The organism is Streptomyces sp. NBC_01788, assembly GCF_035917575.1.
In the GTDB taxonomy this organism is placed as follows: Bacteria; Actinomycetota; Actinomycetes; order Streptomycetales; family Streptomycetaceae; genus Streptomyces.
On the sequence record NZ_CP109090.1, the window covers coordinates 3,025,540 to 3,050,346 of the forward strand.

Below are 24,807 nucleotides of genomic sequence, written 5' to 3' on the forward strand. Positions count from 1 at the left end.
GGTCGGCGGCCCCGCGGGGACCGCGGTCATGCGAAGAGCCGGCGCCAGGTGTCCGGCCCCGGCAGGCCGTCCGCCGCGCCGCCCCGCCACCCCTGGGCTCGCTGGAAGGCCTCGACGGCCCACCGGTCCGCGTCCGACCAGCGCGGCCCCGGCCCGTTCCGGTAGAAGCGGCCGTACCCCTTCCGCACGAGCTGCCGGCCCAGCTCGGTGACGTAGCGGTTCTCGGCGCCGGGCCGGAACATCTCCCGTCCCGGATAGCCGGGCACCCCGTGCGAGGCGGGGGCCGCGGCCTTGATGTCCTTGCCCTTCCCGGTCACCAGCAGCCGCCACGTCCCCGGCCCCGGCAGCCCGTTCGCGGCCGCCCCGGTCCAGCCCTGGGCCCGCTGGAAGGCCCGGGTGGCCCGCCGGTCCGCGTCCGACCAGCGCGAGCCGGGCCCCTTGGCGTAGTAGGAGGCGCCGCCGCGGGCTGCGAGCATCCGGCCGAGGCGGCTGACATGCGGGTTGTCGGCGCCGGGACCGAAGTACGCCGCTCCCGGGTACGGCACGGAAGAGGGCGCGGCGGGGGCGGCCAGTTCCCGGGTCAGGCCCTTGTAGCGGTAGGGGACGTACCGCTTGGAGTTGGTCCAGTAGGCGTACGGGGTGGTGATGCGGCGGGTGTGCGGCGGCACCTGCTCGTAGGCGGTGTACGAGATGTGCCGCGGGTCCTTCCAGCCGCCGAAGAGCACCACGTGCGAGCCCTTCTGGGGGTTGTCGGGGTTGTGGAAGAGCAGGATGTCGCCGGGCTGGAGCTGGTCCTTGGTGATCCGCACCGCGTACTGGCCGAGACTGCCCGTCCACTCGTTGCGCGGCAGGTTCCAGGCCATCGAGACGTAGCCCGAGCAGTCCTGGCGGTATCCGTCGCGCCAGAAGCGGCTCATGCTGTACGGCACCCGGGCGTCCAGCCACTTCTTGGCCCGGCCGACGATCAGCGACCGGGTGGTGGCGCCGATCGCGAGCGGCTCCCCCTCCTTGACCGGCTGGTACGGCCCGTCCGGCCCGAACAGCCCGCTCACGCCGCCCTGCGGGGTCTCGGACTCGCCGCCCGGGGGCTGGTCGGCCCGCAGGGCGGGCGGCCGGCCCGCGGTGTGGGTGGCTGCCGCCGCCGGTACCGCCTGGCCCGCGCCGAGGGCCGCGGCGGTGACGGCCGCCACGACCAGCGCCCGGTGCGCGGCGGCCGGACGGGCCGGGGTGCGGCCGGCCGGGGAGCGGAAGAGGCCGCGTCCGCGCACGCACCCGGGGCAGTCGCAGTCGCTCGCGGGATCGATGTCCTCGAACACCGGAGACCTCATGCGATCTTCCTCACAGTCAATAGGTGTATATCCCGATCTGTGCACGTTGATCATTGCCACAACTGTCCACCGGGCGCGAACATTGACGGTCCGAATGATGTACGGGGCGGCCCGGCCGGCCCCGGGGGCCGGACACAGGTGGTCGGGAGGCCCCCGCAGGTCATGTAAAGTGAACGATGTCAGTAGGCGCCGCTAGCTCAGTTGGTTAGAGCAGCTGACTCTTAATCAGCGGGTCCGGGGTTCGAGTCCCTGGCGGCGCACCACGACAAAGGCGAGCACGGTCCCACAGGACCGGGCTCGCCTTCGCGTTTTGGCGGCCGAACCCCCTCGACGCACGTTCTTCCCGCAATGCGCGCGTATGGCCGGTAAACTCCGAGTTTCGCGTCTTGCGATCATGCTGAGCACCGTAGAACCCTGGATGTCGAACTGCCGCCTCTTTGGCGGCACTTGGGGGGTGTGAGGGATGTTGGGGGGTGTTGGGGGGTTGTAGGAGCCGGTTGTCCGGCGGCGCGGTGAGCCGTGACTCCCGCGCGCCGACGGCTGCCATGCGGCGGCCGGACAACCGGCGGGCCGCGCTGCCTGTCTCCAGGGTGGGACCGACGACCAGGTGATCCGCGGCCGGCACGCACACGTCCGTCACGGGCCGAGGGGGGCCTCGAACGGGCGAAGGAACCGACGAACACGCGCTCGCATGCGTGTGGGGGGATGAGTCATGACGTCGACGCCGACGGGCGCCCGGCACGAATCCGATCCTTCTGAGACGACCCGGCCGAGAGTGCCGGGACACCGCACCGGCACCACGAGGACCTTCCGCAGAATCAAGAAGTCCCTGCCGAAGTACGACTACGAGCACTACAGCCGGCTCGCCGGCCCTCTCACCGAGCCCGACCCGGACAAGCCGTACACGGTGCAGTACCGCTCGCTGATCTCACAGGAGCCGCACCGCATCCGGGTCGCGCTGATGCTCGCGGCCGCGCCGCTGCTGTCGCTCGTCCTGCTGGCCTGGCTGCTCCAGCCCGCGCACTGGACCGTACGCGACTACCCGGCCTACGGCTTCCTGCCGGCGCTCGACATGGTGATGCTGGTCTCGATCGGCCTGATCGAGTTCTTCCGCTGCATGAACGTGCTGTCCAACGCGCACGCCACCCTGGTCGCCCGCGACCCGGTCCCGGTGGTGCCGCAGAGCGGCACGCGGGTCGCGTTCCTGACCTCCTTCGTGCCCGGCAAGGAACCGCTGGAGATGGTGACCAGGACCCTGGAGGCCGCCGTACTGCTGCGCCACCGGGGCCTGCTGCACATCTGGCTGCTCGACGAGGGCGACGACCCGGAGGTGAAGGAGGTCTGCGCGCGCCTGGGCGTGCACCACTTCAGCCGCAAGGGCGTCGAGCGCTGGAACCAGGCCAAGGGCCCGCACCGCGCCAAGACCAAGCACGGCAACTACAACGCCTGGCTCCAGGCGCACGGCGACGAGTACGACTTCTTCGCCTCCGTCGACACCGACCACGTGCCGCTGCCCAACTACCTGGAGCGGATGCTGGGCTACTTCCGCGACCCGGACGTCGGCTTCGTGATCGGCCCGCAGGTCTACGGCAACTACGACACGTTCGTCACCAAGGCCGCCGAGTCGCAGCAGTTCCTGTTCCACGCGCTGATCCAGCGGGCCGGCAACCGCTACGGCGCGCCCATGTTCGTCGGCACCTCGAACGCCGTGCGGATCAAGGCGCTCAAGCAGATCGGCGGACTGTACGACTCGATCACCGAGGACATGGCCACCGGCTTCGAGATGCACCGCGCCAAGAACCCGGCGACCGGCCACAAGTGGAAGTCGGTGTACACCCCGGACGTGCTCGCGGTCGGCGAGGGCCCGAACGCCTGGACCGACTTCTTCACCCAGCAGCTGCGCTGGTCGCGGGGCACCTACGAGACGATCCTCAAGCAGTACTGGAAGGGCTTCGGCACCCTGCCCGCGGGCAAGCTCTTCAACTACACGATGATGATCATCTTCTATCCGATGTCCGCCCTCAACTGGATCCTGGCCGCGCTGAGCTGCGCGCTGTTCCTGGGCCTCGGCGCCTCGGGCGTGAACATCGACCCGACCGTGTGGCTGATGCTGTACGGCAACGCCTCCGCGCTCCAGATCGGCCTGTACGTCTGGAACCGGCGCCACAACGTCTCCCCGCACGAGCCGGAGGGCTCCGGCGGGGTGGCCGGCATGGTGATGTCGGCGCTGTCGGCGCCGATCTACGCCCGCTCGCTGATGGACGCCGCGCTGCGCCGCAAGAGCAAGTTCGTGGTGACCCCGAAGGGCGAGTCGGCGAGCCCCGACACGCTGTTCGGGACGTTCCGCATCCACTGGTTCTTCATCCTGGTCTTCGGCGGCTCGCTCGTCGCGGGCTTCGCCCTCGGGCACTCCCACCCGGCGATGGTCACCTGGGCGATCTTCGCCATGCTCGTCACCGCCGCACCGATTTTCGCCTGGCGGTGGACCCTGCGGCAGGAGCGGCGCCGGCGGGCGACCGCGTCCGCCGCGCCTCAGCCGCCGGCCGCGGTCCCGGCGCACCCGCACCGGGCGCACACACCGGCCCAGGGGACGCCGGTCCCGGCGGCGGAGGTACCGCCGGGACAGGGACCGGGCAACGCGGGCAGGCAGGGGCCGAGTTGGGCCGGAAAAGACGCGGCGACGGGCGAGCACACCATGGAGATCGCCCTCGGTGGACTGGGGGGACGTAAGGAATGAAGGACCAGGCCGGCCTCCGGCGCGCCCGACGGCTCGGGATCGGCGCGGTGGTGGTAGTCGCTCTGGCCGGGATGAACGGGCCGTGGCTCTACCGCTTCGGCACGGAGCGCTATCACGAGTACAAGATCAACAAGCCGGAGTACAAGGCCGAGAACGGCCACTGGGAGATCGTCGAGTTCCCCGAGGAGTACCGGCAGAACACCATCCACGCCGTGCTGCTGCACACCGGCAAGGTGCTGATGGTCGCGGGTTCGGGCAACAACAAGGAGAACTTCGACGCGCGGCGGTTCGACACCCGGATCTGGGACCCGGTCAAGGGCACGATCAGGAAGGTGCCCACGCCCGAGGACCTGTTCTGCACGGGCCACACCCAGCTCGCCGACGGCAACATCCTGATCGCCGGCGGCACCAAGCGCTACGAGAAGCTCCAGGGCGACGTCACCAAGGCCGGCGGCCTGATGGTCGTCCACAACGAGAACCCGGACAAGCCGATCACGCTGCCCGCGGGCACGACGTTCACCGGGAAGGAGAACGGCAGGACGTTCGTCTCCAAGGACCCGGTGCTGGTGCCGCGCGCCAAGAAGAACTTCGACAAGGCCGGCCGGTTCCTGGGCAACACCCCGGGCCTGGGCCGCATCTACGTCGAGGCGCAGAAGAGCGGCGCCCGGTACGAGACGGGCAGCCAGGACAACTACCGGATCCAGGGGCTGTCCGGCGACGACGAGCGCAACACCTACGGCATCGCGGAGAAGCTCGCCCTGGACAAGAAGGACTTCCAGGGGATCCGGGACGCCTACGAGTTCGACCCGGTCGCCGAGAAGTACATCAAGGTCGACCCGATGAACGAGGCCCGCTGGTACCCGACGCTCACCACCCTGAGCGACGGGAAGGTCCTCAGCGTCTCCGGCCTGGACGACATCGGCCAGCTGGTCCCGGGCAAGAACGAGGTCTTCGACCCCGGGACCAAGAAGTGGACGTACACGCCGAAGGTCCGCCAGTTCCCGACCTACCCGGCGCTGTTCCTGCTGCAGAACGGCAAGCTGTTCTACTCCGGCTCCAACGCGGGGTACGGTCCGGCCGACGTGGGCCGCGACCCGGGCGTCTGGGACGTGGACAGCAACGAGTTCACCAAGCTGCCCGGTCTGAGCGACGCGCAGATGATGGAGACCTCCGGCACGGTGCTGCTGCCGCCCGCGCAGGACGAGCGGTTCATGGTGATCGGCGGCGGCGGGGTGGGCGAGTCCAAGCTGGCCAGCCGGAAGACCCGGATCATCGACCTGAAGTCGAAGAACCCGCGCTTCACGGACGGCCCGACGCTGGAGAAGGGCACTCGCTACCCGCAGACATCGATCCTGCCCGACGACTCCGTCCTGGTCTCGGGCGGCTCGGAGGACTACCGGGGCCGGGGCGACTCCAACATCCTCCAGGCCCGGCTCTACGACCCGGCGACCAGCACCTTCAAGCGGGTCGCCGACCCGCTGGTGGGCCGCAACTACCACGCCGGCTCGATCCTGCTGCCGGACGGCCGCTTGCTGTTCTTCGGCTCCGACTCGCTCTACGGCGACAGGGCCGACACCAAGCCCGGCACTTTCGAGCAGCGCGTCGAGATCTACACGCCGCCGTATCTGTACCGGGACGCGCGGCCCTCACTGTCGGGCGGCCCGCAGACCATCGCGCGGGGCGCCTCCGGCACGTTCACCTCGCAGCACGCCGGCACGGTCAAGAAGGTCCGGCTGATCCGCCCGAGTGCCTCCACGCACGTGACGGACGTCGACCAGCGCTCGATCGCGCTGGACTACACCACGTCCGGCGACAAGATCACGGTGACGGTGCCGAAGGGCCGGAACCTGGTGCAGTCGGGGTGGTACATGCTGTTCGTCGACGACGACCAGGGAACGCCCAGCGAGGCGCAGTGGGTGAAGGTCCCGTAGCCCCGCACACAGTCCGGTAGCCCGACAGGCAAAGGGGGCGCCCTCCGTTTCGGGGGGCGCCCCCAAGTCATCCATTCACGCGGCTACTTGCCGGCCCCCGCCAGCTTCAGGGCGTAGTCGGCCCACCAGTCCCCCGCCTTCGGGCCGCCCTTGCAGGTGCCGTCGGACTCGCCTGGCCGCTTGACCCACAGATACGCGTCGGCGAGCGGGTCGTCCGTGCTGGTCGTGGGCGTCTCGCCGAGAGCCCGCCCCGGCGGGTTGCACCAGCGTTCGGCCGGATCCCCGCCGTCGTAGGGGCCGTTGCCGTTGCGGCTGGTGTCGACGACGAAGTGCGTGCCGCCGAGCCTGGCGGACAACTGCCTGCCGTAGGCGAGGGAGTCCCGGGTGGAGTAGAAGTTGGAGACGTTGACCGCGAAGCCGTCGGCCCGGTCCACGCCCGCGCGGCGCAGCGGCTCGAAGATCTGGTCCGGGTGGCCCCAGCCCGCGTTGCCCGCGTCCACGTACACCTTGGTGTTCTTCAGGGACTTGAGCCGTTCGACCGCGCCCTTGAGCAGGTCGTAGCGCTCGTCCTGGAACTCCTCAGGGGTGCAGCCGTCCACCAGGTGCAGCAGGGCGTCCGGCTCCAGGACCACCGTGGCCGGGCGGTCGCCGATACCCCGCGCCACGCCGTCCACCCAGGCGCGGTAGGTGTCCCCGTCGGCGGCGCCGCCCTGCGAGTACTGGCCGCAGTCGCGGTGCGGGATGTTGTAGAGGACGAGCAGCGCGGTGCGGCCCGCCTTGTCCGCGGCCTCGGTGAAGCCGCGGGCCTCCGGCTCGGGGTTCTCCGGGCCGATCCACTCGCCGGTCGGCTGCCCGGCGATCTTCCGGATCTGCTCGGCCTCGGCCTTCTTCCCGGACTTGAGGTAGGCGGCGACCTGACGGGCCGCGCCGCTGTCCGGGTTGACCCAGAACGGGTCGGCCTCCCTGGGCTGTTGGGTGATCGCGGCGCCGTCGTCCTTGTCATCGCCCCCGGAGGTGCACCCGGCGGCCAGCAGTGCCGCCCCCAGCACCGCCACGGACGCCCGGACTCCCGCCGCACGGGCACACGAGAGGGCCCCCCTCATGCCGTACATGCCATCCCCCTTGGTGCACTCGGCCGGTTCCCATGCTGTCACAGCTCACAGATCGTCCGAGGGCTCTCGACGGGCCCGGGGGGCTCATTGACCGGCGCCCGTGAGGTGCGCGGACACGACCACGTGCGCCGTGCAGCCGCCGCTCTCCCGGTCGGCGGTGGCGCCGCAGCCGATCAGCCGCAGCTCGGCGCGGCCCGGCTGCCGTGCGCCGGACGCCTGCCGGACGCCGAGACCGTCGCGGGGCAGGACCTCGACGTCGTCGACGGTGAAGTCGGCGACGCTGCCGTCGTCGCGGACCACCCGGACCGCCTCGCCGGGACGCAGCGAGCCGATCCGGTCGAACGCCCCGGTCCGGCTTCCGGCGCCGAGGTCGCCCACCAGCAGCGCGGTCCCGGACGCGCCCGGTTTCACTCCGGCGCCGTACCAGCCGACCGTGCCGGACCGGTCCGCCGGCGGCGGTTCGACGGCGCCCCGCGCGTCCAGGCCGCGGGCCACCACGGGTGCCCGTACTCCCAGGCCGGGGATGTCCAGGCGCCGCGGCGGGGCGTCGGCCGGCGGGTCGGCCGCCGCGGGCGGCCGGTCCGCGGCGGGCCGGCCGGCCGCGGCCATGTCCCCGGTGGCCGACGGGGCCAGGGACTCCCGTACGTCGGCCAGATCGCGTCCCCACAGCCACAGCCCGAGCAGCAGCACCACCCAGGCCAGGCCGGCCAGGAGGCGCCCGGTGCAGCGGGAGCGGGTCGGGGTGCCGTCGTGGTCGGACATGACGGTCCCGCCCTCAGTGCGATCCGCGGTCGCGACGGCCGCGCGCCCGTGGGAGAAGGACGGCCGCCCCGGCGGCACCGGCGAGCACCAGCCCGGTCACCTCGTGCGCCGCACCGGGCGCGGGCGGAGCGGCGGGTGCGGGGGTGGCCCCGGGGGCCCGGCCGGCTGGAACGAACAGTGCCGGTGGTGTGCGTGGTGGGCTCGGGGGAGCCGCGGCCGCGGGTGGCTTCGACGGCGCTACGGCGGCGCGGGCGCCCGGGGCCGCCGGAGGGCCGGGCGGAAGCGGACCGCCCGTGCCCGTTCCGTCCACGGCGTCGGCCGCCGGGACGAGTGCCGCGGCCGCCAGAAGTCCCGTGCAGAGTGTGAGGCGCAATGGACCCATCGTGAAACCTCCGCCATCAGGAGACTCCTGACGGGCCCGGGCCGCATCCGCTGGGGTGCGGTGCTGCTCTGTACGGGTGAGAAGAGGTTTGTGAACGGGAAGCGGTTCGCGGACGGGGCTCTCAGATCCGCTCGACGAGGTCCGCGATCGAGTCGACGACGTGGGACGGCCGGAACGGGTAGCGGTCGATCTCGCCCGGCTGCGTGACACCGCTGAGCACCAGGAACGTCCGCATCCCGGCCTCCAGGCCCGCGAGCACATCGGTGTCCATACGGTCGCCGATCATCGCGGAGGTCTCCGAGTGGGCACCGATCGCGTTCAGCCCGGCGCGCATCATCAGCGGGTTGGGCTTGCCGATGAAGTACGGCTTCCTGCCGGTCGCCGCGGTGATCAGGGCGGCGACCGAGCCGGTCGCGGGCAGGGCGCCCTCGGCGGACGGGCCCACGTTGTCCGGGTTGGTGGCGATGAACCGGGCGCCGTCGTTGATCAGCCGCACGGCCTTCGTCATGGCCTCGAACGAGTACGTCCGGGTCTCGCCCAGGATCACGAAGTCGGGGTCGTGGTCGGTGAGGATGTAGCCGATGTCGTGCAGCGCGGTGGTCAGGCCGGCCTCGCCGATGACGTAGGCGCTGCCGCCGGGCCGCTGGTCGTCGAGGAACTGGGCGGTGGCCAGGGCGGACGTCCAGATGTTCTCCATCGGCACGTCCAGGCCCATGCGCTGCAGGCGGGCGTGCAGGTCGCGCTGGGTGTAGATGGAGTTGTTGGTCAGCACCAGGAACGGCCGGCCGGAATCACGCAGCTTCTTCAGGAAGGCGTCGGCACCGGGGATCGGAACACCCTCGTGGATCAGGACACCGTCCATGTCGGTGAGCCACGACTCGATGGGCTTGCGGTCTGCCATGTGCTTCGGCCTCCTGCCGTACGCGTTCTTGCGTGAGTCCAGCCTAGCCAGTGGCCGGATCCTGCCGGTGGCCGGTTCAGCTGATGGACGGCCCGAGCAGCGCCATGACCTCGCCGGGTTCGACGGTGAGGTCGAGGGCGTCCAGGACGACCGTGCCGTCGTACGCGACGGTGACGGAGTCGAAGCGGATTCCCATCAGTCGGCTTCCCTGAACAGGGCGGGCAACTCGGCCACGGAGCCGAGGACATGGGTGGCGCCGGCGTCGTGGAGGTCCTGGGCGCCGTGCGCGCCGGTCAGCACTCCGGCGACGACGCCCGCCCCGGCGCGGACGCCGCTGAGCACGTCGTAGGAGGTGTCGCCGACGACGGCCACCTGCCGCACGCCGTCGGCCGCCTTGGTGCGGACGAACGCCTCCAGGACCATGTCGGGGTAGGGCCGCCCGCGCCCGCCGGCGTCGGCCGGGCAGAGGGTGAGCGGCACGAGATCCCGCCAGCCGAGCGCGTCGAGGATCGCGTCCTGGGTGACGCGTGCGAAGCCGGTGGTCAGCACGACCGTGCGGCCGTCGGCCCGCAGCTCCTCGACGGCTTCGCGGGCGCCGGGGACCGGGGCGATGAGGCCTCCGTCGACGAGGCCGCCGTACGCCTCCTCGAAGGCGGCGTTCGCGCGCTGGGCCAGGTCCTCGGCGCCGAACAGGTGCCGGAAGACGGAGATCTTGGACTCGCCCATGGTGGCGCGGACGTAGGCGAGCCTGCCGGCGTGGTCGGCGGAGCCGGGCTCGACGCCGGGTTCGGCGGCGGCCGCGGCGAAGGCGCGCTCGACCAGGCCGCCGTCGGCGACGGTGGTGCCCGCCATGTCCAGCACGACGAGGCGGATGTCGTTGGTCGTCAGGTCGGTCATCGGTTCCTCACCAGTCCAGTTCGTCAGCGGTCTGCTCGGCGATCGCGGGTGCGCAGGTCATGCCGCGCCCGCCGGGCCCGGTGACCAGCCATACCCCGTCGCGCACCTGCTGCCGGTGCACGACCCGGCCGGGGTCGGTGCACTGCGCGTACACGCCGGCCCAGCGGCGGCGGACCTTCGGCAGCGGACGGCCGAGGAGGGACTCCACGACACGGGTGAGGTGCTCGTAGGGGTCCTCGACGGTGTCGAAGGCGAAGGGGTGCTCGTACTCGTGGGTGTCGCCGATGGTGAGTCCGCCGTCGGCGCGCTGCACCATGAGGAGCTGCATCCGGTGGGCGGCGGCGATCTCGGCCTGCGGCCGGCCGGCGTTGAGCTCGTCCAGGGCCTCGGACGCGTAGGCCGGGTAGTACCGGAAGCTGTCGGCGTCCGCGACCGAGGTCGGCAGCGGCTCGCCGAGCGGGTCGGTCTGCATCATCTGGAGCCGTACGCGGCGGACCGGCAGGCCGGGGCCGGCGAGTTCCCGTACGAGTCCGCCGAGCCAGGCTCCCGTGCACAGCACCACCGCGTCGGCGGTGTGGACGTCGCCGTGGTCGTCGCGGACGGCGCCCTCGCCGACGACGTCCCGGACCTCACGCCCGGGCAGGAAGGTGTAGTTCGGGTGCTTGAGCAGTTCGGCGCGCAGGGCGAGCTGGGCGGTGCGCGGCTCGACGGCCGCGTCGCGCTCGCAGTACAGGGCCGCGTCGAACTCGCCGCGCAGGGCGGGGTTGAGGGCGCGGGCCTCGTCCGGGGTCAGCAGCTTGCGGCCGCGGACGGCGGCGGCCGCCGTACGCCTTCGGTGTAGCTGACCAGGGACAGTGGCTGCTCCAGCTTGGGGCCCGCGACGACCGTGCCGCGGCCCTGGCGCCGCAGCTTGCCCTCCAGGACGAGTTCGCGCACCGCCTGCCGCACGGTCTCGCGGGCGACCCCGTACTCCTCGGACAGATCGCGCTCGGTGGGGATCGGCCGGCCCTCGTCCAGTCCGCCGACGAGGTCGTCGATCCTCGCCTTCACCGCGTAGTACTTGGGAATGCGGCCGTGCTCCGGAATCCCGGAACGCACGGGGGCGCCGGGGGCCTGGTCGTTGGGGTAGTCCACGCGGGAGATCGTCGCAGATCCGGGCGGGGGCTCGAGCGGTGGCTCGGGGTCGGGGCCGGCTCGGATCAGCCGCGTCTGCGGGTCAGCGTCAGGGCGCCGCCGGTGGCGAGCAGCGCGGCGGCGACCGTGAGCGCTCCGGGCGGGGTGACCGGGCCCGTGCGGGCGAGTTCGTCGGCGTGGGGGACGTGGTCGCCGGGGGCGTGGGGGCCGCGGGGCGGCCCGTGGTGGTGCGGGCCGGTGTCGGCGTCGCCGGGGTCCGTGTCGATGCGGAACGCGTAGTCGTCGGACTGGCCGACCCAGTCCCCGTTGCCGCCGTGCCGCTGCACCACGGCGGCCGTCGCGGTGACCTCGTCGGCGACGGCGTCGGAGGTGATCTCCAGCCGGACCGTCACGGTGACGGTCTCGCCCGGGCCGACGGTGAAACCGGGCAGACCGGCGTCGAAGGGACCGACGAGTTCCTGCTGATCGGTGGTCTCGAAGGACACCGGATGCGCTTCGGAGCCGTTGTAGAACTCCATGTGGGCCTGGTCCGCCCTGAGAGCGCGCCGGGTGTCGACGAGCACCACGACCGGATGGATGGCGGAACAGGTGCGGGAGGTCGTGTTGGTGAGGTCGATGAGGAAGTCGTCGTAGCCGCCGCCCGCCCGGTAGGTGTCGGGGCCCCCGCGGATCCGGCTGGTGATCGGGAACTGACGGTCGTCCGCCCCGGCGCAGGTGGGCCCCGCCACGGCATGGGCCGGTACGGCCGGAAGGGCGACGGCTGCGGCAAGGCAGAGGAACAGGGACGTGCACAGGCGCATGAACACATGACCGTGCCGGACAGCCCGGCCCCGGCAGGTCAGCCACCCCGGCACGCCCACGAACGCCGCCACAAGTCCGCCCGATCGGCCCCGGGGACACGTGTAGGTCCGGGCCGGGCACGCCTGTCAGCCGTCCCCCCGGCCGAACACCGGCGCGAGCAGCAACTGGGCCGCGCCCTCCGCGACCCCGCGCTCGCCTCCCGGCGCGATCCGGACCGGCACCGCGTCGCCCGGCGCGCCCTCCCGCCGGGCCCGCGCCGCGAGCACGTCGGCCACGCCCGTCACGAACGCCTCCGGCGCCGCCGCCACCGTACGGCCGCCGAGCAGCACCAACTCGATGTCCAGCAGGCCGACGAGGTTCGCGGCCCCGGCCCCCAGCACGCGTGCCGCCTCCGCGATCTCCCCCCGTTCCACGGCCGCGAGGCACAACACCTCGACGCACCCCCGGTCCCCGCACCCGCACAGCGGCCCGTCCAGCTGGATCACCTGGTGCCCGAACTCACCCGCCCCGGTCCGCGCCCCGCGGTGCACGCTCCCTGCGATCACCAGCCCGGCCCCGAGCCCGGTTCCGAGGTGGAGGTACGCGAACGAACGGCCCTCCCCCGCGACCGCCAACCCAAGCGCCGCCGCGTTCGTGTCCTTGTCGACCACGACCGGCACCCCGAGCCGCCGCGCGAGCGCGTCCCGCAACGGAAACCCGTCCCACTCCGGAAACCCGGTCACCCGATGCAGCACCCCCCGCCGATGGTCAAGCGGTCCGGGCAACGCCACCCCGACTCCGAGGAGGGTCCGGACGTCGGAGGGCCGGGCGCGAGTTCCCTCGGCCGCGGCCGCCCCGGCCTCCGCCGCTCCGCCCCCCAGCGCCTCCCCCACCAGCCCCTCCACCTCGCGCGCCACCGTCGCCACGACGGACTCCGCGCCCGCGCCGAGGTTCAGCGGGCCACGGCGTTCGCCGGTCACGGTGCCGTTCAGGTCGACGACGACCAGACGGAGTTCGTCGCGCTCGACATGGACCCCCACCGCGTGCCCCGCCTCCGGCACCAGTCGCAGCACCGTGCGCGGTTTGCCGCCCGTCGACGCCCGCCGGCCCGCCTCCGCCGCGAGGCCCTGCTGCCGCAGCCGTGCCGTGATCTTGCTGACCGCCTGCGGAGTCAGCCCGGTCCACTCCGCGAGTTCCAGCCGGCTGATCCCCTCCGCGCCCGCCCCGCGCAGCAGATCGAGCACCAGCGCGGCGTTGTGGCTGCGCAGGGCCGGCAGGTTCACCCCCGCCGTCCCCCTGCCCGTCACTCCAGAGACCGTCACCGCGTCCGCTCCGCCCTTCCACCGCTCACACAGCACTACTCACACAGCACTGCTCACAGAACACGGTCCACGCAGCACCGCTCTCACAGCTATTCTGCCCGCCGCTTGCACTTCAGCAACAGCGTTGCGAAAGTAGGACCCATGACTGGCACCCCCCTCCGCGTCGGCCTCGTCGGCTATGGCCTCGCCGGCTCCGCCTTCCACGCCCCGCTGATCGCCGCGACAGAGGGCCTGGCCCTGGACACGGTCGTCACCTCGAACCCGCAGCGGCAGGAGCAGGCCCGCGCGGACTTCCCGGACATCCGCCTCGCCGCCGCCCCCGACGAGCTGTTCGCCCGCGCCGGCGAGCTGGACCTGGTCGTCCTCGCCTCCCCGAACAAGACGCACGTCCCGCTCGCCGCGGCCGCCCTGAAGGCTGGCCTGCCGGTGGTCGTGGACAAGCCGATCGCCGGGACCGCGGCCGAGGCCCGCGATCTCGCCGCCCTGGCCGACGAACGCGGACTGCTCCTGTCCGTCTTCCAGAACCGCCGCTGGGACAACGACTTCCTCACCCTGCGCCGGCTGCTCACCGAGGGCGAGCTGGGCGACGTATGGCGGTTCGAGTCCCGTTTCGAGCGCTGGCGTCCGCAGCCGAAGGGCGGCTGGCGCGAGTCCGGCGACCCCGCGGAGATCGGAGGCCTGCTGTACGACCTCGGCAGTCACGTGGTCGACCAGGCCCTGGTGCTGTTCGGCCCCGCCACCCTGGTGTACGCCGAGTCGGTGGTGCGCCGCGCGGGCGCCGAGGCGGACGACGACACCTTCATCGCGATCACCCACGCCAATGGCGTCCGCTCCCACCTCCACGTCTCCGCGACGGCTGCCCAACTCGGCCCCCGTTTCCGGGTGCTGGGCTCCCGGGCGGGCTATGTGAAGTACGGCCTGGACCCGCAGGAGGCCGCGCTGCGGGAAGGCACCCGCCCGAACACCGACGGCTGGGGCGTCGAGGACGAGGCTCTGTGGGGCCGCGTCGGCTCCGGCGACTCGCCGCTGACCGGCGGCGGCCGTCCCGTACCGAGCGTGCCCGGCGACTACCCGGCGTACTACGCGGCCGTCGCCGCCGCCCTCCGCGACGGCGCCCCGAATCCGGTGACCGCCCAGGAGGCAGCCGCCGCCCTCGACGTCCTGGAGGCGGCCCGCCGCTCGGCCCGCGACGGCGTGGCGGTGCGGCTGTGACGAACGACGCGCGCCAGGCCCCCGCGGCCACCCCGAGCATCGAGGAACTGGAGGCCCAGGAACGCCGTCTGGTCCTCCTCCGCTTCACGTACGACGACGCCTGGGCGCTGGGCTCGCTCCTCGTGGAACTGGCACGGGAGCGGCAGGCCCCGGTCGCCGTCGACATCCACCGCGCCGGCCAGCAGCTCTTCCACGCGGCCCTGCCCGGCTCGACCCCCGACAACGACGCCTGGATCGCCCGCAAGCGCCGCGTGGTGGAGCGCTACGGCTGCGCCTCCTACCTGGTCGGCGCCCGTTTCCGGGCCAAGGGCGCGACCTTCGAGGCCTCCTCCCGCCTGGACCCGGACCTGTACGCGGCCCACGGCGGCTCGTTCCCGCTGCACGTCGAGGGCGCGGGCGTGATCGGCGCGGTGACGGTGTCCGGACTGCCGCAGCTGGAGGACCACCGGATGGTGGTGGAGGCACTGGAGCGGTTCCTGGGCGAGGGGTAAGGGAGCAGGATCACCGGCAGCCCACCCGGCCGGTCGCGCGTTCAGAGACGCCAGAGCAGCGCGATCAGGCTGACGAACGCCAACAGGCCCATCGGAACCAGGAAGGGTGAAACACCGGGCCGGCGGGAGACCGAACGGGACAGTGCGGCGATGGTCCTGGCATTCGCCAGGGCCGCCGCCGGCCAGAACACCGTCCAGAGCGGTTCGAAGAGCCAGGCCGGGGAGTCGGCGAAGAAGTTGTAGCCCAGCAACCAGTAGAAGCCGTCGTTCAGCCACACCACGGCGGCCACCAGGAGCGTCCAGGGCATGCAGAGGATGACGGCCAGGAACCGGGCCGTGGAGTCGGTGTCCACCAGGCCCAGACCCTCGGCCGATGCCAGGATCCCCAGAACGGCGACGGAGCCGACGTATGCGCGGGTGGTCCAGTCGCTCGTCGCGTCGTTCAGAGCGCAGCGGGTGTTCAGGGTGGCGGTCACGAGCAGCCCTTCGCTCAAGGTGATCCCTCCGGGGTCACTCAAGATCAAGATTACTGCTCCAGGGGGAAGCCGCGGATTGTCCCGGGACGCCCTCCGGTTGGGGACTGCCGCAGGCGCGACGATCAAGCCACAGCACCCCATCCGGAGGGATCGGAACCGATGAGCGACACCACAGGCCACGCGCACTCCTTGCGGGAGACCATCGGCCGGTACGGCATCTGGAGCATCGGACTCCGCTCGGAGAACGCGGCCCGGCGCGGCGAACTCGCCGAGGCAGCAGTGGAGTTGGAGGAACTCGGCTACGGAGCCATCTGGCTGGGCGGCAACAGCACCGCCCGCAACGCCGCCCCGCTGATCGAGGCGACCGGGCGGATCGCCGTCGCCACCAGCATCCAGAGCGTCTGGCAGCAGGACGCCACCGACAGCGGGGCGGAGTTCACCGCGCTGGAGGCCACCCACCCCGGCCGCTTCCTGCTCGGGCTCGGAGTGAGCCACGGCCCGCGTGTGCAGCAGTACCGGAAGCCGTACTCGACGATGGTCGACTATCTGGACCGGCTCGACGAGCTCGACCGGTCGGGTGAGGGCGGCGTGCCCGCCGGGCGCCGCGTCCTGGCCGCCCTCGGCCCCAGGATGCTGCGGCTCGCCCGGGACCGTGCGGCCGGCGCCATCCCGTACCTGACCACGCCGGACCACACCGCGCAGGCCCGCGAGATCCTGGGCGAGGCGCCGCTGCTGGCACCGGAGTTCAAGGTCGTCCTGGAGACCGACCCGGCTCGCGCCCGCGCGGTGGCCCGCGAGTACCTCGCGCCCTACCTGGAGCTGCCGAACTACACCGACAACTTCCTGCGCCTCGGCTTCACCGACTCCGACGTCACCGGCGGCGGCAGCGACCGCCTGATCGACGCGGTGTTCGCCTGGGGCGAGGAGTCCCGGATCCGCGAGCGGATCGAGGCGTTCCACGCGGCGGGCGCCGACCACGTGGCGCTCCAGGTGGTCACCGCCGGCCCGCGCGACGCCCTGCCCCGGGAGGCGTGGCGCAGGCTGGCCCCCCTGCTGGCCTGACCGGACCGCACCGCACCAACCCGCGGAGCGCTACGCGTCCTTGAGTTCCTGCCGCTGCCGGCCAAGACCCTCGATCTCCAGCTCGACCACGTCCCCGGCCCGCAGGTACGGCTTCGGCTCGGGCTGCCCCAGGGCGACCCCGGCCGGTGTACCGGTGTTGATGACGTCCCCGGGGTACAGGGTCATGAACTGGCTCACGTAGCGCACGACTTCGGCGACGGGGAAGATCTGGTCGGCGGTCGACCCGTCCTGCCTCAGCTCGCCGTTGACCCACAGGCGCAGCGACAGCGCCTGTGGGTCGGGGACCTCGTCGGCGGTGACGAGCCAGGGGCCGAGCGGGTTGAACGTCTCGCAGTTCTTCCCCTTGTCCCAGGTCCCGCCGCGCTCGATCTGGAACTCCCGCTCGGAGACGTCGTGCGCCACCGCGTACCCGGCGACGTGCGCGAGCGCCTCCTCGTGCGACTCCAGGTAGCGGGCCGTACGGCCGATGACGACCGCCAGCTCCACCTCCCAGTCGGTCCTGGCGGCGCCGCGCGGCACGAGCACGGTGTCGTCCGGCCCGACCACGGTGTCCGCCGCCTTGAGGAAGATCACCGGCTCGGCGGGCGGCTCGGCGCCGGTCTCGCGGGCGTGGTCGTGGTAGTTCAGCCCGATGCACACGACCTTGCCGATCCGCGCGACCGGCGGCCCGATCCGCGACGCGTCCGGGTCGGGCCCGGTCCCGTCAGGACCGGTCCCGTCGAGCGCGGGCAGCTCCCCCGCGGCCGCGGCGTCGCGGATCCGGGCGAGTGCCGCGTCGTCGGCGAGCAGCGCGCCGTCGATGTCCGGGACGATGCCCGACAGGTCGCGCAGGACCCCGGTCGCGTCCAGCAGCGCGGGCCGCTCCGCACCCGCCGTGCCGACTCGCAGCAGCTTCATGTGTCCAACTCCCTCGATCGCGGGGCGCCCGGCCGATGAAGGCGACCTGGGTGCGGCAGACGCGGCCATCGGAGGACTGGTCGATCGTCCAGGGTCGACCAGCACTCCGCAAGACGGCGTTCACGTACTGGACCGTAGCCCGCCCGCGGGAACGGCCGGGCCCGCGCGCTCACCGGTACAGCAGGAACCGCTCGGCCGCGCTCCACGCCGTGCTGGTCACCACGTACAGCGCGGCGGCCAGCGGCACCACCGCCACGGTGACCAGCGTGAAGAAGGACATGTACGGCATGGCCTTGCCGACCGCGCCCACGGCCCCGCCGCTCCCGCCCGCCATACTCGCCATACCCGCCACGTCCGTCGCGTCCAGGGACTTCCTCGCCCGAACGAAGTTGAACGCGGCGACCACGGTCACCACCGCGAACAGCCCCAGATACACGGCCCCGGCCGCCCCGAAGGCCCCGCCCCCGGCCAGGGCGTCGGCCCACCGCTCGTCGAGCGGCGCGGCCAGCAGCCGGTGGCCGAGCAGTCCGGCGCCGTCCGCGTCCGGCGTCGAGAACAGGTGGTACAGCAGGAAGAAGGCGGGCAGTTGCAGCAGGCTGGGCAGGCAGCCCGACAGCGGCGACACCTTCTCCTCGGCGTGCAGCTCCAGCACGGCCTTCTGCAGCTTCTCGGGGTTCTTCCGGTACTTCTCGCGCAGCTCGCCGATCCGCGGCTGCAACGCGGCCCGCGCCTTCTGCCCGCGCGCGGCGGCCCGGGAGAGCGGGTGGAGGAGGAGTCGCACGAAGGCGGTGAACAGGACGATCGCGGCGGCGGCCGCCGAGGCGTGGAACAGCGGCTGGAGCAGGTCGGCGAGTTGCTCGACCAGGCCGGCGAAAACGGACATGAGTGAGCCCTCCGGGGGTCTCGTCGTGCCAGGCGTACGGCGATGGCGTACGGGGATGACGGCATGACGACCCGCGCGGGGTCACTCGGTTTCACACGGTGGAGTGCACGGTGCCCTGCGCGGTGGTCGCCGGGAGGGCGTGCCCGGGTGCCCTGGGCCGCGGCCGGCCCGCGGCGTCGGGGTCGCGCTGGGGCAGGAAGGCCGTACGGCGGTCCCGGTCCCTGATGGCCGTACGCACCCGGGTGGGCGGTACGGCGGGTGTGCAGCGGGAGGCGAGCACCGCGCAGGCGACGAGCGCGGAACCGGCCGCTGCGGTCGCGGCGAGCGCGAAGGCCACGGTCCCGGAGAGGCCTCCGGCGGCGGACAGGGCGACCGGAAGCAGGACGAAGAGGGGCAGGAAGAGAGACAGGAGCAACGGCATGGCGGAGGGACGCGTGGCGACGCGACTGCGGATCACGCCGGCTCCCTCCCAGGGGCGTGCGCCTCGGTGCTCCGGCACCTGCGGCTCACTGTCCCGTTCTCTCGTCATCTGCTTGTACAGGGCTCATCCGGTTATACAGGATCGATGTCGAGCGGTTGCAGCAGCCGCCTCGGTTTGAGCAGGGCCCGTCCGACCGGATCCGCCGGGTCCGGATCGAGTCCTGGTCCCGGCTCCATGAGGACGTCCTCGACCGGTACGACGGTTGCGCAGGCGGGGCACTCGCCGTACGGCCCGAGTTCGGTGCCGCAGTCAGCGTGCCGGAAGTAGCGCAGCCGGACCTCGGTGAAGTGCTCGCGCCCCCACAGGCCGAGGGCCCGCAGGGTGGGCCACAGCGCGATCCCGCGCTCGGTGAGGACGTACTCGTCACGGGGCGGCGAGTCCTGGTACCGCCGCTTCTCCAGGATCCCCTCCGCCGTCAGCGTCTGGAGGCGGGCGGCGAGCACCGCGCGGGGAATGCCGAGGTGGACCAGGAAGTCGTTGTACCGCCGGACCCCGTAGAGCGCGTCGCGGATGACCAGCATCGTCCAGCGCTCACCGATGATCTCCAGCGCGCGGGCGATCGAGCACTCCTGCGTCGCGTAGTCCTTGCCTAGTGCCATGCGTCCACTGTAGCCACTTTCCGAGCAGTTGGTTCAATGACCGAACCTTGAGGTGTTACGGTTTCGGAGCAGGTCGGTTCAATGACCGAACCTACGTGAGTCTCTTCTCCGCACAGCCCCTCGGAAGGGCGGACCATGACCGGGCTGAACTCCCCCACCACCTCCCCCGCGGCCCCCACGGCAGCGGCCACCGCCACGCGCACCGCCGCCCCACGCCTCAAGCGCCGGGACGGGCCTCCGCGCCCCCGGGCCACCCTGGCCGTGACCAGCGCGGCCACCACCGTGGCCCTGATGACGTACACGGCGCCGATCGTCACCCTCCGCGGCACCGCGGCCGCCCTGCACACTCCCCTCTCCGCCCAGGCATGGCTGCTCAACGGCACCCCGCTCGGCCTGGCCGCCCTCCTCCTGATCGCCGGCAGCCTCGCCGACGACTACGGGCGCCGCCGCGTCTTCCTGGCCGGCACGCTGTCCCTGGGCCTGACCACCGTGCTGGGCGCCCTGGCGACGACGACCTGGCAGTTCACGCTGGCCCGTATCGCCCAGGGCGGGGCGAGCGCGGCGCTGCTGGCCAGCAGCCTGGGCCTGCTCGTGCACGCCTTCCCCACCCCGCGCGGCCGGCTCCACGCGACCGGCGTCTGGGGCGCCTTCGTGAGCGGCGGCATCGCGGTCGGCCCGGTGGTCACGGGCGCCCTGCCCAACTGGCGGGCCGCCTACGCCGTCCTGGGCGTCGCCGCCCTGGTCACGGCCGCGCTCGGCACCCGCACCCTGTCGGAGTCCCGGGCGCCGAGGGGCGGCCGGCCGGACGTCCTCGGCGCACTGACCTTCGCACTGGCCCTGGTGGCCCTGGTGGCTGCCCTGACCCTGGGCCGGGACGGCTGGCTGCGGGCGCCGGTGGGACTGCTGCTCGCGGCGTCCGTGGCACTGCTCGGACTCTTCGCGCTGCTGGAGCGCCGCACCGGCACACCGATGATCGACCTGTCCCTGCTGCGCCGCCCCGGCTTCCTGGCCTCCTCGGCGGGCGGACTGTTCACGGGCCTGTCGGTGATCGGCCTCTTCAGCTTCCTGCCCGCGGTGCTCCAGCAGACGCTGGGCATGTCACCGCTGACCAGCGCCTGGCTGCTGCTGCTGTGGTCCGGCACCGGCTTCGTGGTGGCCCTCCAGGCCAAGCGCCTGGCGGGACGGGTGACGCCACGCCGGCAACTGGTCGTGGGCTTCGTCCTCCACGCGGCCGGCGTCCTGACGATGCTCGGCGCGCTCGGCTCCGGCTCCTGGCTCCGCCTGCTGCCGGGCCTGCTCCTTGGCGGCGTGGCCACCGGCCTGCTGAACGCCGCGCTGCCCCTCCTGTCTGTGGAGTCGGTCCCGCCGGAGCGCGCGGCGATGGGGTCCGGCGCCCAGCAGACCCTCCGCTACATCGGCTCCTGCGCCGGAGTCGCCCTGACCATCGCCCTCGCGACGTCGACGGGCAGCCTGACCAGGGGCGCCGACGTGGCGATGGTGCTGTCGGCGGGACTGGCGCTGGCGGGCGCGGTGGGCGTGGGGGTGTCGCGGGAGCGGAAGCGGGGATGAGGGCGCGGGGCGGGACGTACCGGCGCGGGCCGGGGACGTAGGAAGGACGGGGCTTGACACCAGGAGGCCCCGGGATGCCCCGGGGATGGGGTCCCCTGGGGACCCCGGATTCCCCTGGCCTGCAGATACCTCACTTTTGTCACTCCCCGGCAGTACGGTGTCCCCCATGCGCCCCGCCACGCCCGCCGAAGACGCCGACCACGCCACCGAAGCGGCCCGCCTCGAGCGGACCGCCGATCTGTACCCCGAGGACGCCGAGGCCCTCCTCCTCCAGGCCGCGGCCCACCGGGAGCTGTCCGGCGACCGCCCCGCCGCGACGACCCTCTACGACCGGCTCCTGTCCTCCGACGCCGCCCTGGAGAACCCCCACCTGGTCCGGGCCCTCAAAGCCGCCAACCTCTGGGAGTACGGCCACGAGGCGGAGGCGAGAGCGATCATCGAGGGCGTCCGTTCCGCGGCGCCCCGCGACCCGGCGCCCTGGGTGATCGTCGCGGAGTCCCTGGAGGCCCACGACGAACTCGAAGCAGCGCACGAGACGTTCACCCAGGGCGTGGAGCTGCTTCTCGCGGAGGCCCAGCAACCCCCGCGCGCCACCCACCCGCTCGTCTTCGGCCGCCACCGCGTCCGCCGCATGCTGGGCGCGGGCCACGACGACTGGGACATGCTGGCCGACACCCTGCACAACTCCCCGGTCCCCCTGGACGAACTCCACGACCCGAAGCGCGTCTGGTCCCTCGGCTCGGAGAACCCGGCCGAACTGCAGGCGGAGATCACCCGCCTCCGTGCCGAACTCGGCGCCTACCGCGCGGCCCTCTCCCGTCCCTTCCCGGTGGCGGTCCTGCACTGGCCGGCGGAAGAACTGTCCGAACTGCTCACGGCCTACGACGGCCTCACGGCCGAATACCCCTCCCACGCGACCCACTTGGCGACGATAGAGGCCTCCCTGCGCGAGCTGGCCTCCTCCGGCACCCCCAACCTGGGCATCGTCACGGGCACGGTTCCCTCCTACGAGGCCTTCGCCGCCTCGGAGGCCGCCTCCCCGTCCGACCCGACCCTGTTGCCCCAGTACGCGACGACCCTGGCGGCCCGGGGCCGCGCGGTCGCCTGGCCACCGCAGCGGGGGTCACAGTGCTGGTGCGCCTCGGGGCAGGCGTACGGGGAGTGCCACGGGGCGACCAAGCCCGCCGAACCCGCCGGAACCGTCTGAGCGCGCCGGAGGCGAGCGGGTTCAGTCCCGCGGGTTCAGTCCCGCTCGCGGGCGCCGGCGTCAGCCGGCCGGTACGCGGGTCGGCCGGGACGACCCGCGCCGAAGGCCGTCACGAGCAGGTCGAGCAGCGGCGCCGAGCACGGGTGCGGGTCGCGGCGCGGAGTGAGCGTATGGATGCCGCGGGTCGGGGGATCCACGAGGGCCACCGCGGTGACATCGGTCCGCAGCGCGGCCGACCTGGCCGGCACCCCGGCCGACCCGAAGGCCGACATCGCCGTGGCCGCCACGGTTCCCGCCGTGGACGGCGCCGTGCTCGAACCGCTGCGCCTCTACACCCAGGGCCACGCCACCGGCGACCCCGCCCACTTCCGCGAGGCGTTCCTGCCCACCGCCCACATCGAGGGCATCCGGGACGGCGCGTTCGTGTCATGGCGCCTGGACGAGTACTGCGGGCTCTTCCCCGGCCATCCGGCCACGGACGAGCCGACCCGCACCCGCCGCATCGACACCGTCGACGTCCACGGCACCGTAGCCACCGCGTCCATGACCCTCCGGCACGGCCCGGACACCTTCACCGACGTCTTCCTGCTGGTCCAGGCCGGGGGAAGGTGGCGCATCGCGAACAAGGCGTACCACCGGACTCCCCGGCCGGCGGCGTGAACGTCCTGGCCCTTCTCGTCCCGACGGTGACGGCCGGCAACCACCCGCTTCCCGGCCCGCCCCGGCCGAGGTCCCCCGGCTCACGCCTGGCTGAGGGGACACCATCTCGGGCCACCTGATCTTGTCCCCCCAACAAGCTTTAAGGTGCTGCTTGTTGGTCGAGTCATCGGATCGGCGGATCAAGGGATCGGCGGATACGGGGATCAGGGGGACGAGGGCCGATGAACAACGCGGGTGCGACTGAGGTGTTCCAGCCCCTGCAACCGGACGACCCGCCCCTGGTGGCCGGTTACCGCCTCGCAGCCCGGCTCGGCGCGGGTGGCATGGGCCGGGTCTACCTGTCGCACACGCGGGGCGGACGGCCGGTGGCGATCAAGGTGGTCCGCCCGGAACTGGCCGACGACCCGGTTTTCCGGCGACGTTTCCGCCGGGAGATCACCGCGGCCCGGCGGGTCCGGGGCGCGTACACGGCCGAGCTGATCGACGCCGACGCGGACGGCGTACCGCCATGGCTGGCCACACTCTACGTACCCGGGCCCTCCCTGACCGAGGCCGTCGCCCGGCGCGGACCGCTGCCGGTTCCGGCGGTGCTGTGGCTGATGGCGGGGGTGGCCGAGGCGCTGCAGGCCATCCATGACGCGGGCATCGTGCACCGGGACCTGAAGCCGTCGAACGTGCTGCTGGCCACCGACGGCCCGCGCGTGATCGACTTCGGCATCTCGCTGGCCTCGGACGTCACTTCGCACACCACTACGGGCGCCGCCATCGGCACACCGTCGTTCATGGCTCCCGAGCAGGCGTCCGCGGGCGAGCTGACGGCGGCGACCGACATCTTCGCGCTCGGTCAGACGGCGGCGTTCGCGGCACTGGGCGAGCCGCTGTACGGGACCGGCCCGGCGGTCATGGTGCTCTACCGGATCGTCAACGAGGAACCCGACCTCTCCCTCCTGCCCGAACAGCTCCGTCCGCTGCTCGCCCGGTGCCTGGCCACCGATCCGGAGGAACGCCCCACCCCGGCGGAGGTCGTCGAATGGTGCCGCCAACGGCTGGGCAAGGACGCCGACGCGGGCGGCGGACCGGCCGTCTGGCGGGAGATCGCGGGACCGGAGGTGACGGTCCCGCCCCCGGTCCCCAACCCCACCCAGGGCTACACGCTGCCCTCGGCCGGCTGGCCGCAGCCGGCCGTCCCGGCCGGACAGTCCGCGTGGCCACAGCCCACGTGGCCGCGGCCGCCGATGCCTCCGAACCCGGCCGAGCGACGCACCCGCAGACGCCGCGCCGCCCTGATCGCGACCGCCTCCGTGACAGCGGGCGCCCTGCTGCTGACCGGCCTGACCTGGTCGGTCGTCAGCACGGTGAACCGGCTCCGCGCCTGGGAGACGGCAGCGTCCTCGACGCCCCCTCCGAAAACGTCCGCACGGTCCTCGGCGCCCTCATCATCACCGGCAGCCACACCGGCCTCGAAGGCCGACGACCGGGCGCCAGGATCGTCGCACCCCTCCTCCACGGTGTCCAAGCCGCCGCGAGCCACCCCGTACGTCGGCATATCGCTGAACCAGAAGAACTCACTGGACTTCACGAAGGGGGTCGCGCGCAGCGACCGCAAGGGGGACATCCGCTTCGGCTGCAAGGAAGCCGGCTGCGAGCTGGAAAGCGACACCAGCACGATGGTCCTGTTGTTCGACGATCCCGGGGCCTCCTTCGAGGACTGCCGTGACCTCCTCGCTGGTGCCGACAGTCACCGCGGCAACTATCGCCGCATATACCTGGCCGCAGCGGCGGCCGGCAGCGAGATCTGCGTCAAGCACCCCTCCGGAGACATCGCGCTCTTCTTGATCAGCGTGAAGTCGACCGCGCTACCGGAGGTGGGCTTCGTGATGGCGGACATGACGGTCTGGCGGGCCACGTAGCCAGGCCGGATTGACCTGTCACGCACTGTCGCGACCTCGCCACCCTGCGATAG

At 72.6% G+C, this 24,807-nt stretch carries 21 protein-coding genes, 1 tRNA gene and 3 pseudogenes; 10 read left to right on the plus strand and 15 right to left on the minus strand.

From position 1 onward, the window contains the following. Positions 1 to 26: 26 nt before the first annotated feature. Positions 27 to 1,328, minus strand: a complete 1,302-nt coding sequence (locus tag OIE49_RS13840; RefSeq protein WP_326802585.1) for a peptidoglycan-binding protein — start codon at positions 1,326 to 1,328, stop codon at positions 27 to 29. A 186-nt stretch (positions 1,329 to 1,514) separates the two neighbouring features. Here OIE49_RS13840 and OIE49_RS13845 point away from each other — a divergent pair. From OIE49_RS13845 to OIE49_RS13855, 3 genes are all read left to right on the plus strand, one after another. Next, positions 1,515 to 1,591 (plus strand) — tRNA-Lys (locus tag OIE49_RS13845). Positions 1,592 to 2,040: 449 nt separating this feature from the next. Beyond that, complete coding sequence (locus OIE49_RS13850) at positions 2,041 to 4,065, plus strand: glycosyltransferase family 2 protein (protein ID WP_326802586.1); 2,025 nt, start codon at positions 2,041 to 2,043, stop codon at positions 4,063 to 4,065. After that, positions 4,062 to 5,996 (plus strand): kelch motif-containing protein, encoded by a 1,935-nt coding sequence (locus OIE49_RS13855; RefSeq protein ID WP_326802587.1) that lies wholly within the window; start codon positions 4,062 to 4,064, stop codon positions 5,994 to 5,996. Before OIE49_RS13850 ends, OIE49_RS13855 begins: the two co-directional genes overlap by 4 nt. 83 nt (positions 5,997 to 6,079) lie before the next feature. Here the strand turns inward: OIE49_RS13855 and OIE49_RS13860 are convergent, their stop codons facing one another. The 8 genes and pseudogenes from OIE49_RS13860 to OIE49_RS13900 form a co-directional block, all read right to left on the minus strand. Further along, the gene (locus OIE49_RS13860; protein WP_326802588.1) at positions 6,080 to 7,108 is read right to left on the minus strand and encodes a glycoside hydrolase family 6 protein; all 1,029 of its coding nucleotides are present in this window, start codon (positions 7,106 to 7,108) and stop codon (positions 6,080 to 6,082) included. Between the two features lie 84 nt (positions 7,109 to 7,192). Then, positions 7,193 to 7,870, minus strand: coding sequence for a class F sortase (locus tag OIE49_RS13865; RefSeq protein ID WP_326802589.1), 678 nt, complete (start codon positions 7,868 to 7,870; stop codon positions 7,193 to 7,195). Between the two features lie 503 nt (positions 7,871 to 8,373). Further along, the gene (locus OIE49_RS13870) at positions 8,374 to 9,153 is read right to left on the minus strand and encodes an HAD-IIA family hydrolase (protein ID WP_100569247.1); all 780 of its coding nucleotides are present in this window, start codon (positions 9,151 to 9,153) and stop codon (positions 8,374 to 8,376) included. Between the two features lie 85 nt (positions 9,154 to 9,238). Further along, positions 9,239 to 9,349 (minus strand): annotated as a pseudogene (locus OIE49_RS13875) (2-aminoethylphosphonate ABC transport system ATP-binding subunit PhnT); the annotation flags it as partial. After that, a complete protein-coding gene (locus OIE49_RS13880) occupies positions 9,349 to 10,050 on the minus strand; it encodes a phosphonatase-like hydrolase (RefSeq protein ID WP_326802590.1) in 702 nt (233 codons plus the stop codon). The gene OIE49_RS13880 and the pseudogene OIE49_RS13875, both read right to left, overlap by 1 nt. A gap of 7 nt (positions 10,051 to 10,057) precedes the next feature. Beyond that, a pseudogene (locus OIE49_RS13885) lies at positions 10,058 to 11,184 on the minus strand (FAD-dependent oxidoreductase). A 65-nt stretch (positions 11,185 to 11,249) separates the two neighbouring features. Next, entirely contained in the window at positions 11,250 to 11,984 is a 735-nt protein-coding gene (locus OIE49_RS13895) for a hypothetical protein (protein ID WP_326802591.1), read from the minus strand. 126 nt (positions 11,985 to 12,110) lie between these two features. Then, positions 12,111 to 13,286, minus strand: coding sequence for an ROK family transcriptional regulator (locus tag OIE49_RS13900; protein ID WP_326802592.1), 1,176 nt, complete (start codon positions 13,284 to 13,286; stop codon positions 12,111 to 12,113). 141 nt (positions 13,287 to 13,427) lie between these two features. Between OIE49_RS13900 and OIE49_RS13905 the strand changes: the two genes are divergently transcribed. Both OIE49_RS13905 and OIE49_RS13910 read left to right on the plus strand, forming a co-directional pair. Beyond that, a complete protein-coding gene (locus tag OIE49_RS13905; RefSeq protein WP_326802593.1) occupies positions 13,428 to 14,498 on the plus strand; it encodes a Gfo/Idh/MocA family oxidoreductase in 1,071 nt (356 codons plus the stop codon). Further along, positions 14,495 to 14,989, plus strand: coding sequence for a heme-degrading domain-containing protein (locus OIE49_RS13910; protein ID WP_326802594.1), 495 nt, complete (start codon positions 14,495 to 14,497; stop codon positions 14,987 to 14,989). Before OIE49_RS13905 ends, OIE49_RS13910 begins: the two co-directional genes overlap by 4 nt. Positions 14,990 to 15,030: 41 nt before the next feature. Here the strand turns inward: OIE49_RS13910 and OIE49_RS13915 are convergent, their stop codons facing one another. Next, complete coding sequence (locus OIE49_RS13915) at positions 15,031 to 15,483, minus strand: SCO4225 family membrane protein (protein WP_326802595.1); 453 nt, start codon at positions 15,481 to 15,483, stop codon at positions 15,031 to 15,033. Between the two features lie 141 nt (positions 15,484 to 15,624). On the opposite strand from OIE49_RS13915, the gene OIE49_RS13920 reads away from it, so the two are divergent. After that, positions 15,625 to 16,527, plus strand: a complete 903-nt coding sequence (locus tag OIE49_RS13920; protein ID WP_326802596.1) for an LLM class F420-dependent oxidoreductase — start codon at positions 15,625 to 15,627, stop codon at positions 16,525 to 16,527. 30 nt (positions 16,528 to 16,557) lie between these two features. On the opposite strand, the gene OIE49_RS13925 is transcribed toward OIE49_RS13920, so the two are convergent. From OIE49_RS13925 to OIE49_RS13940, 4 genes are all read right to left on the minus strand, one after another. Further along, positions 16,558 to 17,445, minus strand: a complete 888-nt coding sequence (locus tag OIE49_RS13925) for a fumarylacetoacetate hydrolase family protein (protein WP_326802597.1) — start codon at positions 17,443 to 17,445, stop codon at positions 16,558 to 16,560. A gap of 169 nt (positions 17,446 to 17,614) precedes the next feature. Next, positions 17,615 to 18,328, minus strand: coding sequence for a YidC/Oxa1 family membrane protein insertase (locus tag OIE49_RS13930; protein WP_326802598.1), 714 nt, complete (start codon positions 18,326 to 18,328; stop codon positions 17,615 to 17,617). A 91-nt stretch (positions 18,329 to 18,419) separates the two neighbouring features. Then, complete coding sequence (locus tag OIE49_RS13935; RefSeq protein ID WP_326806224.1) at positions 18,420 to 18,749, minus strand: DUF6412 domain-containing protein; 330 nt, start codon at positions 18,747 to 18,749, stop codon at positions 18,420 to 18,422. A gap of 131 nt (positions 18,750 to 18,880) precedes the next feature. After that, positions 18,881 to 19,408 (minus strand): winged helix-turn-helix transcriptional regulator, encoded by a 528-nt coding sequence (locus OIE49_RS13940; protein WP_100569259.1) that lies wholly within the window; start codon positions 19,406 to 19,408, stop codon positions 18,881 to 18,883. 135 nt (positions 19,409 to 19,543) lie between these two features. Here OIE49_RS13940 and OIE49_RS13945 point away from each other — a divergent pair, with 135 nt between their 5' ends. Continuing rightward, a complete protein-coding gene (locus tag OIE49_RS13945; RefSeq protein WP_326802599.1) occupies positions 19,544 to 20,977 on the plus strand; it encodes an MFS transporter in 1,434 nt (477 codons plus the stop codon). 166 nt (positions 20,978 to 21,143) lie between these two features. Then, complete coding sequence (locus tag OIE49_RS13950) at positions 21,144 to 22,184, plus strand: SEC-C domain-containing protein (protein WP_326802600.1); 1,041 nt, start codon at positions 21,144 to 21,146, stop codon at positions 22,182 to 22,184. A 35-nt stretch (positions 22,185 to 22,219) separates the two neighbouring features. Here the strand turns inward: OIE49_RS13950 and OIE49_RS13955 are convergent, their stop codons facing one another. Continuing rightward, complete coding sequence (locus OIE49_RS13955) at positions 22,220 to 22,381, minus strand: hypothetical protein (protein WP_401844761.1); 162 nt, start codon at positions 22,379 to 22,381, stop codon at positions 22,220 to 22,222. 16 nt (positions 22,382 to 22,397) lie between these two features. Between OIE49_RS13955 and OIE49_RS13960 the strand changes: the two are divergent. Then, positions 22,398 to 22,844, plus strand: a pseudogene (locus OIE49_RS13960) (nuclear transport factor 2 family protein); the annotation flags it as partial. A gap of 221 nt (positions 22,845 to 23,065) precedes the next feature. Then, complete coding sequence (locus tag OIE49_RS13965; protein WP_326802601.1) at positions 23,066 to 24,754, plus strand: serine/threonine-protein kinase; 1,689 nt, start codon at positions 23,066 to 23,068, stop codon at positions 24,752 to 24,754. Positions 24,755 to 24,807 lie beyond the last annotated feature (53 nt).

Excerpts from the sequence above, each read along its gene's own strand:
- OIE49_RS13840 (WP_326802585.1), bottom strand. The coding sequence starts at position 1,328 with ATGAGGTCTCCGGTGTTCGAGGACATCGATCCCGCGAGCGACTGCGAC.
- OIE49_RS13850 (WP_326802586.1), top strand. The coding sequence starts at position 2,041 with ATGACGTCGACGCCGACGGGCGCCCGGCACGAATCCGATCCTTCTGAG.
- OIE49_RS13855 (WP_326802587.1), top strand. The coding sequence starts at position 4,062 with ATGAAGGACCAGGCCGGCCTCCGGCGCGCCCGACGGCTCGGGATCGGC.
- OIE49_RS13860 (WP_326802588.1), bottom strand. The coding sequence starts at position 7,108 with ATGTACGGCATGAGGGGGGCCCTCTCGTGTGCCCGTGCGGCGGGAGTC.
- OIE49_RS13865 (WP_326802589.1), bottom strand. The coding sequence starts at position 7,870 with ATGTCCGACCACGACGGCACCCCGACCCGCTCCCGCTGCACCGGGCGC.
- OIE49_RS13870 (WP_100569247.1), bottom strand. The coding sequence starts at position 9,153 with ATGGCAGACCGCAAGCCCATCGAGTCGTGGCTCACCGACATGGACGGT.
- OIE49_RS13880 (WP_326802590.1), bottom strand. The coding sequence starts at position 10,050 with ATGACCGACCTGACGACCAACGACATCCGCCTCGTCGTGCTGGACATG.
- OIE49_RS13895 (WP_326802591.1), bottom strand. The coding sequence starts at position 11,984 with ATGCGCCTGTGCACGTCCCTGTTCCTCTGCCTTGCCGCAGCCGTCGCC.
- OIE49_RS13905 (WP_326802593.1), top strand. The coding sequence starts at position 13,428 with ATGACTGGCACCCCCCTCCGCGTCGGCCTCGTCGGCTATGGCCTCGCC.
- OIE49_RS13920 (WP_326802596.1), top strand. The coding sequence starts at position 15,625 with ATGAGCGACACCACAGGCCACGCGCACTCCTTGCGGGAGACCATCGGC.
- OIE49_RS13925 (WP_326802597.1), bottom strand. The coding sequence starts at position 17,445 with ATGAAGCTGCTGCGAGTCGGCACGGCGGGTGCGGAGCGGCCCGCGCTG.
- OIE49_RS13930 (WP_326802598.1), bottom strand. The coding sequence starts at position 18,328 with ATGTCCGTTTTCGCCGGCCTGGTCGAGCAACTCGCCGACCTGCTCCAG.
- OIE49_RS13935 (WP_326806224.1), bottom strand. The coding sequence starts at position 18,749 with ATGCCGTTGCTCCTGTCTCTCTTCCTGCCCCTCTTCGTCCTGCTTCCG.
- OIE49_RS13940 (WP_100569259.1), bottom strand. The coding sequence starts at position 19,408 with ATGGCACTAGGCAAGGACTACGCGACGCAGGAGTGCTCGATCGCCCGC.
- OIE49_RS13945 (WP_326802599.1), top strand. The coding sequence starts at position 19,544 with ATGACCGGGCTGAACTCCCCCACCACCTCCCCCGCGGCCCCCACGGCA.
- OIE49_RS13950 (WP_326802600.1), top strand. The coding sequence starts at position 21,144 with ATGCGCCCCGCCACGCCCGCCGAAGACGCCGACCACGCCACCGAAGCG.
- OIE49_RS13965 (WP_326802601.1), top strand. The coding sequence starts at position 23,066 with ATGAACAACGCGGGTGCGACTGAGGTGTTCCAGCCCCTGCAACCGGAC.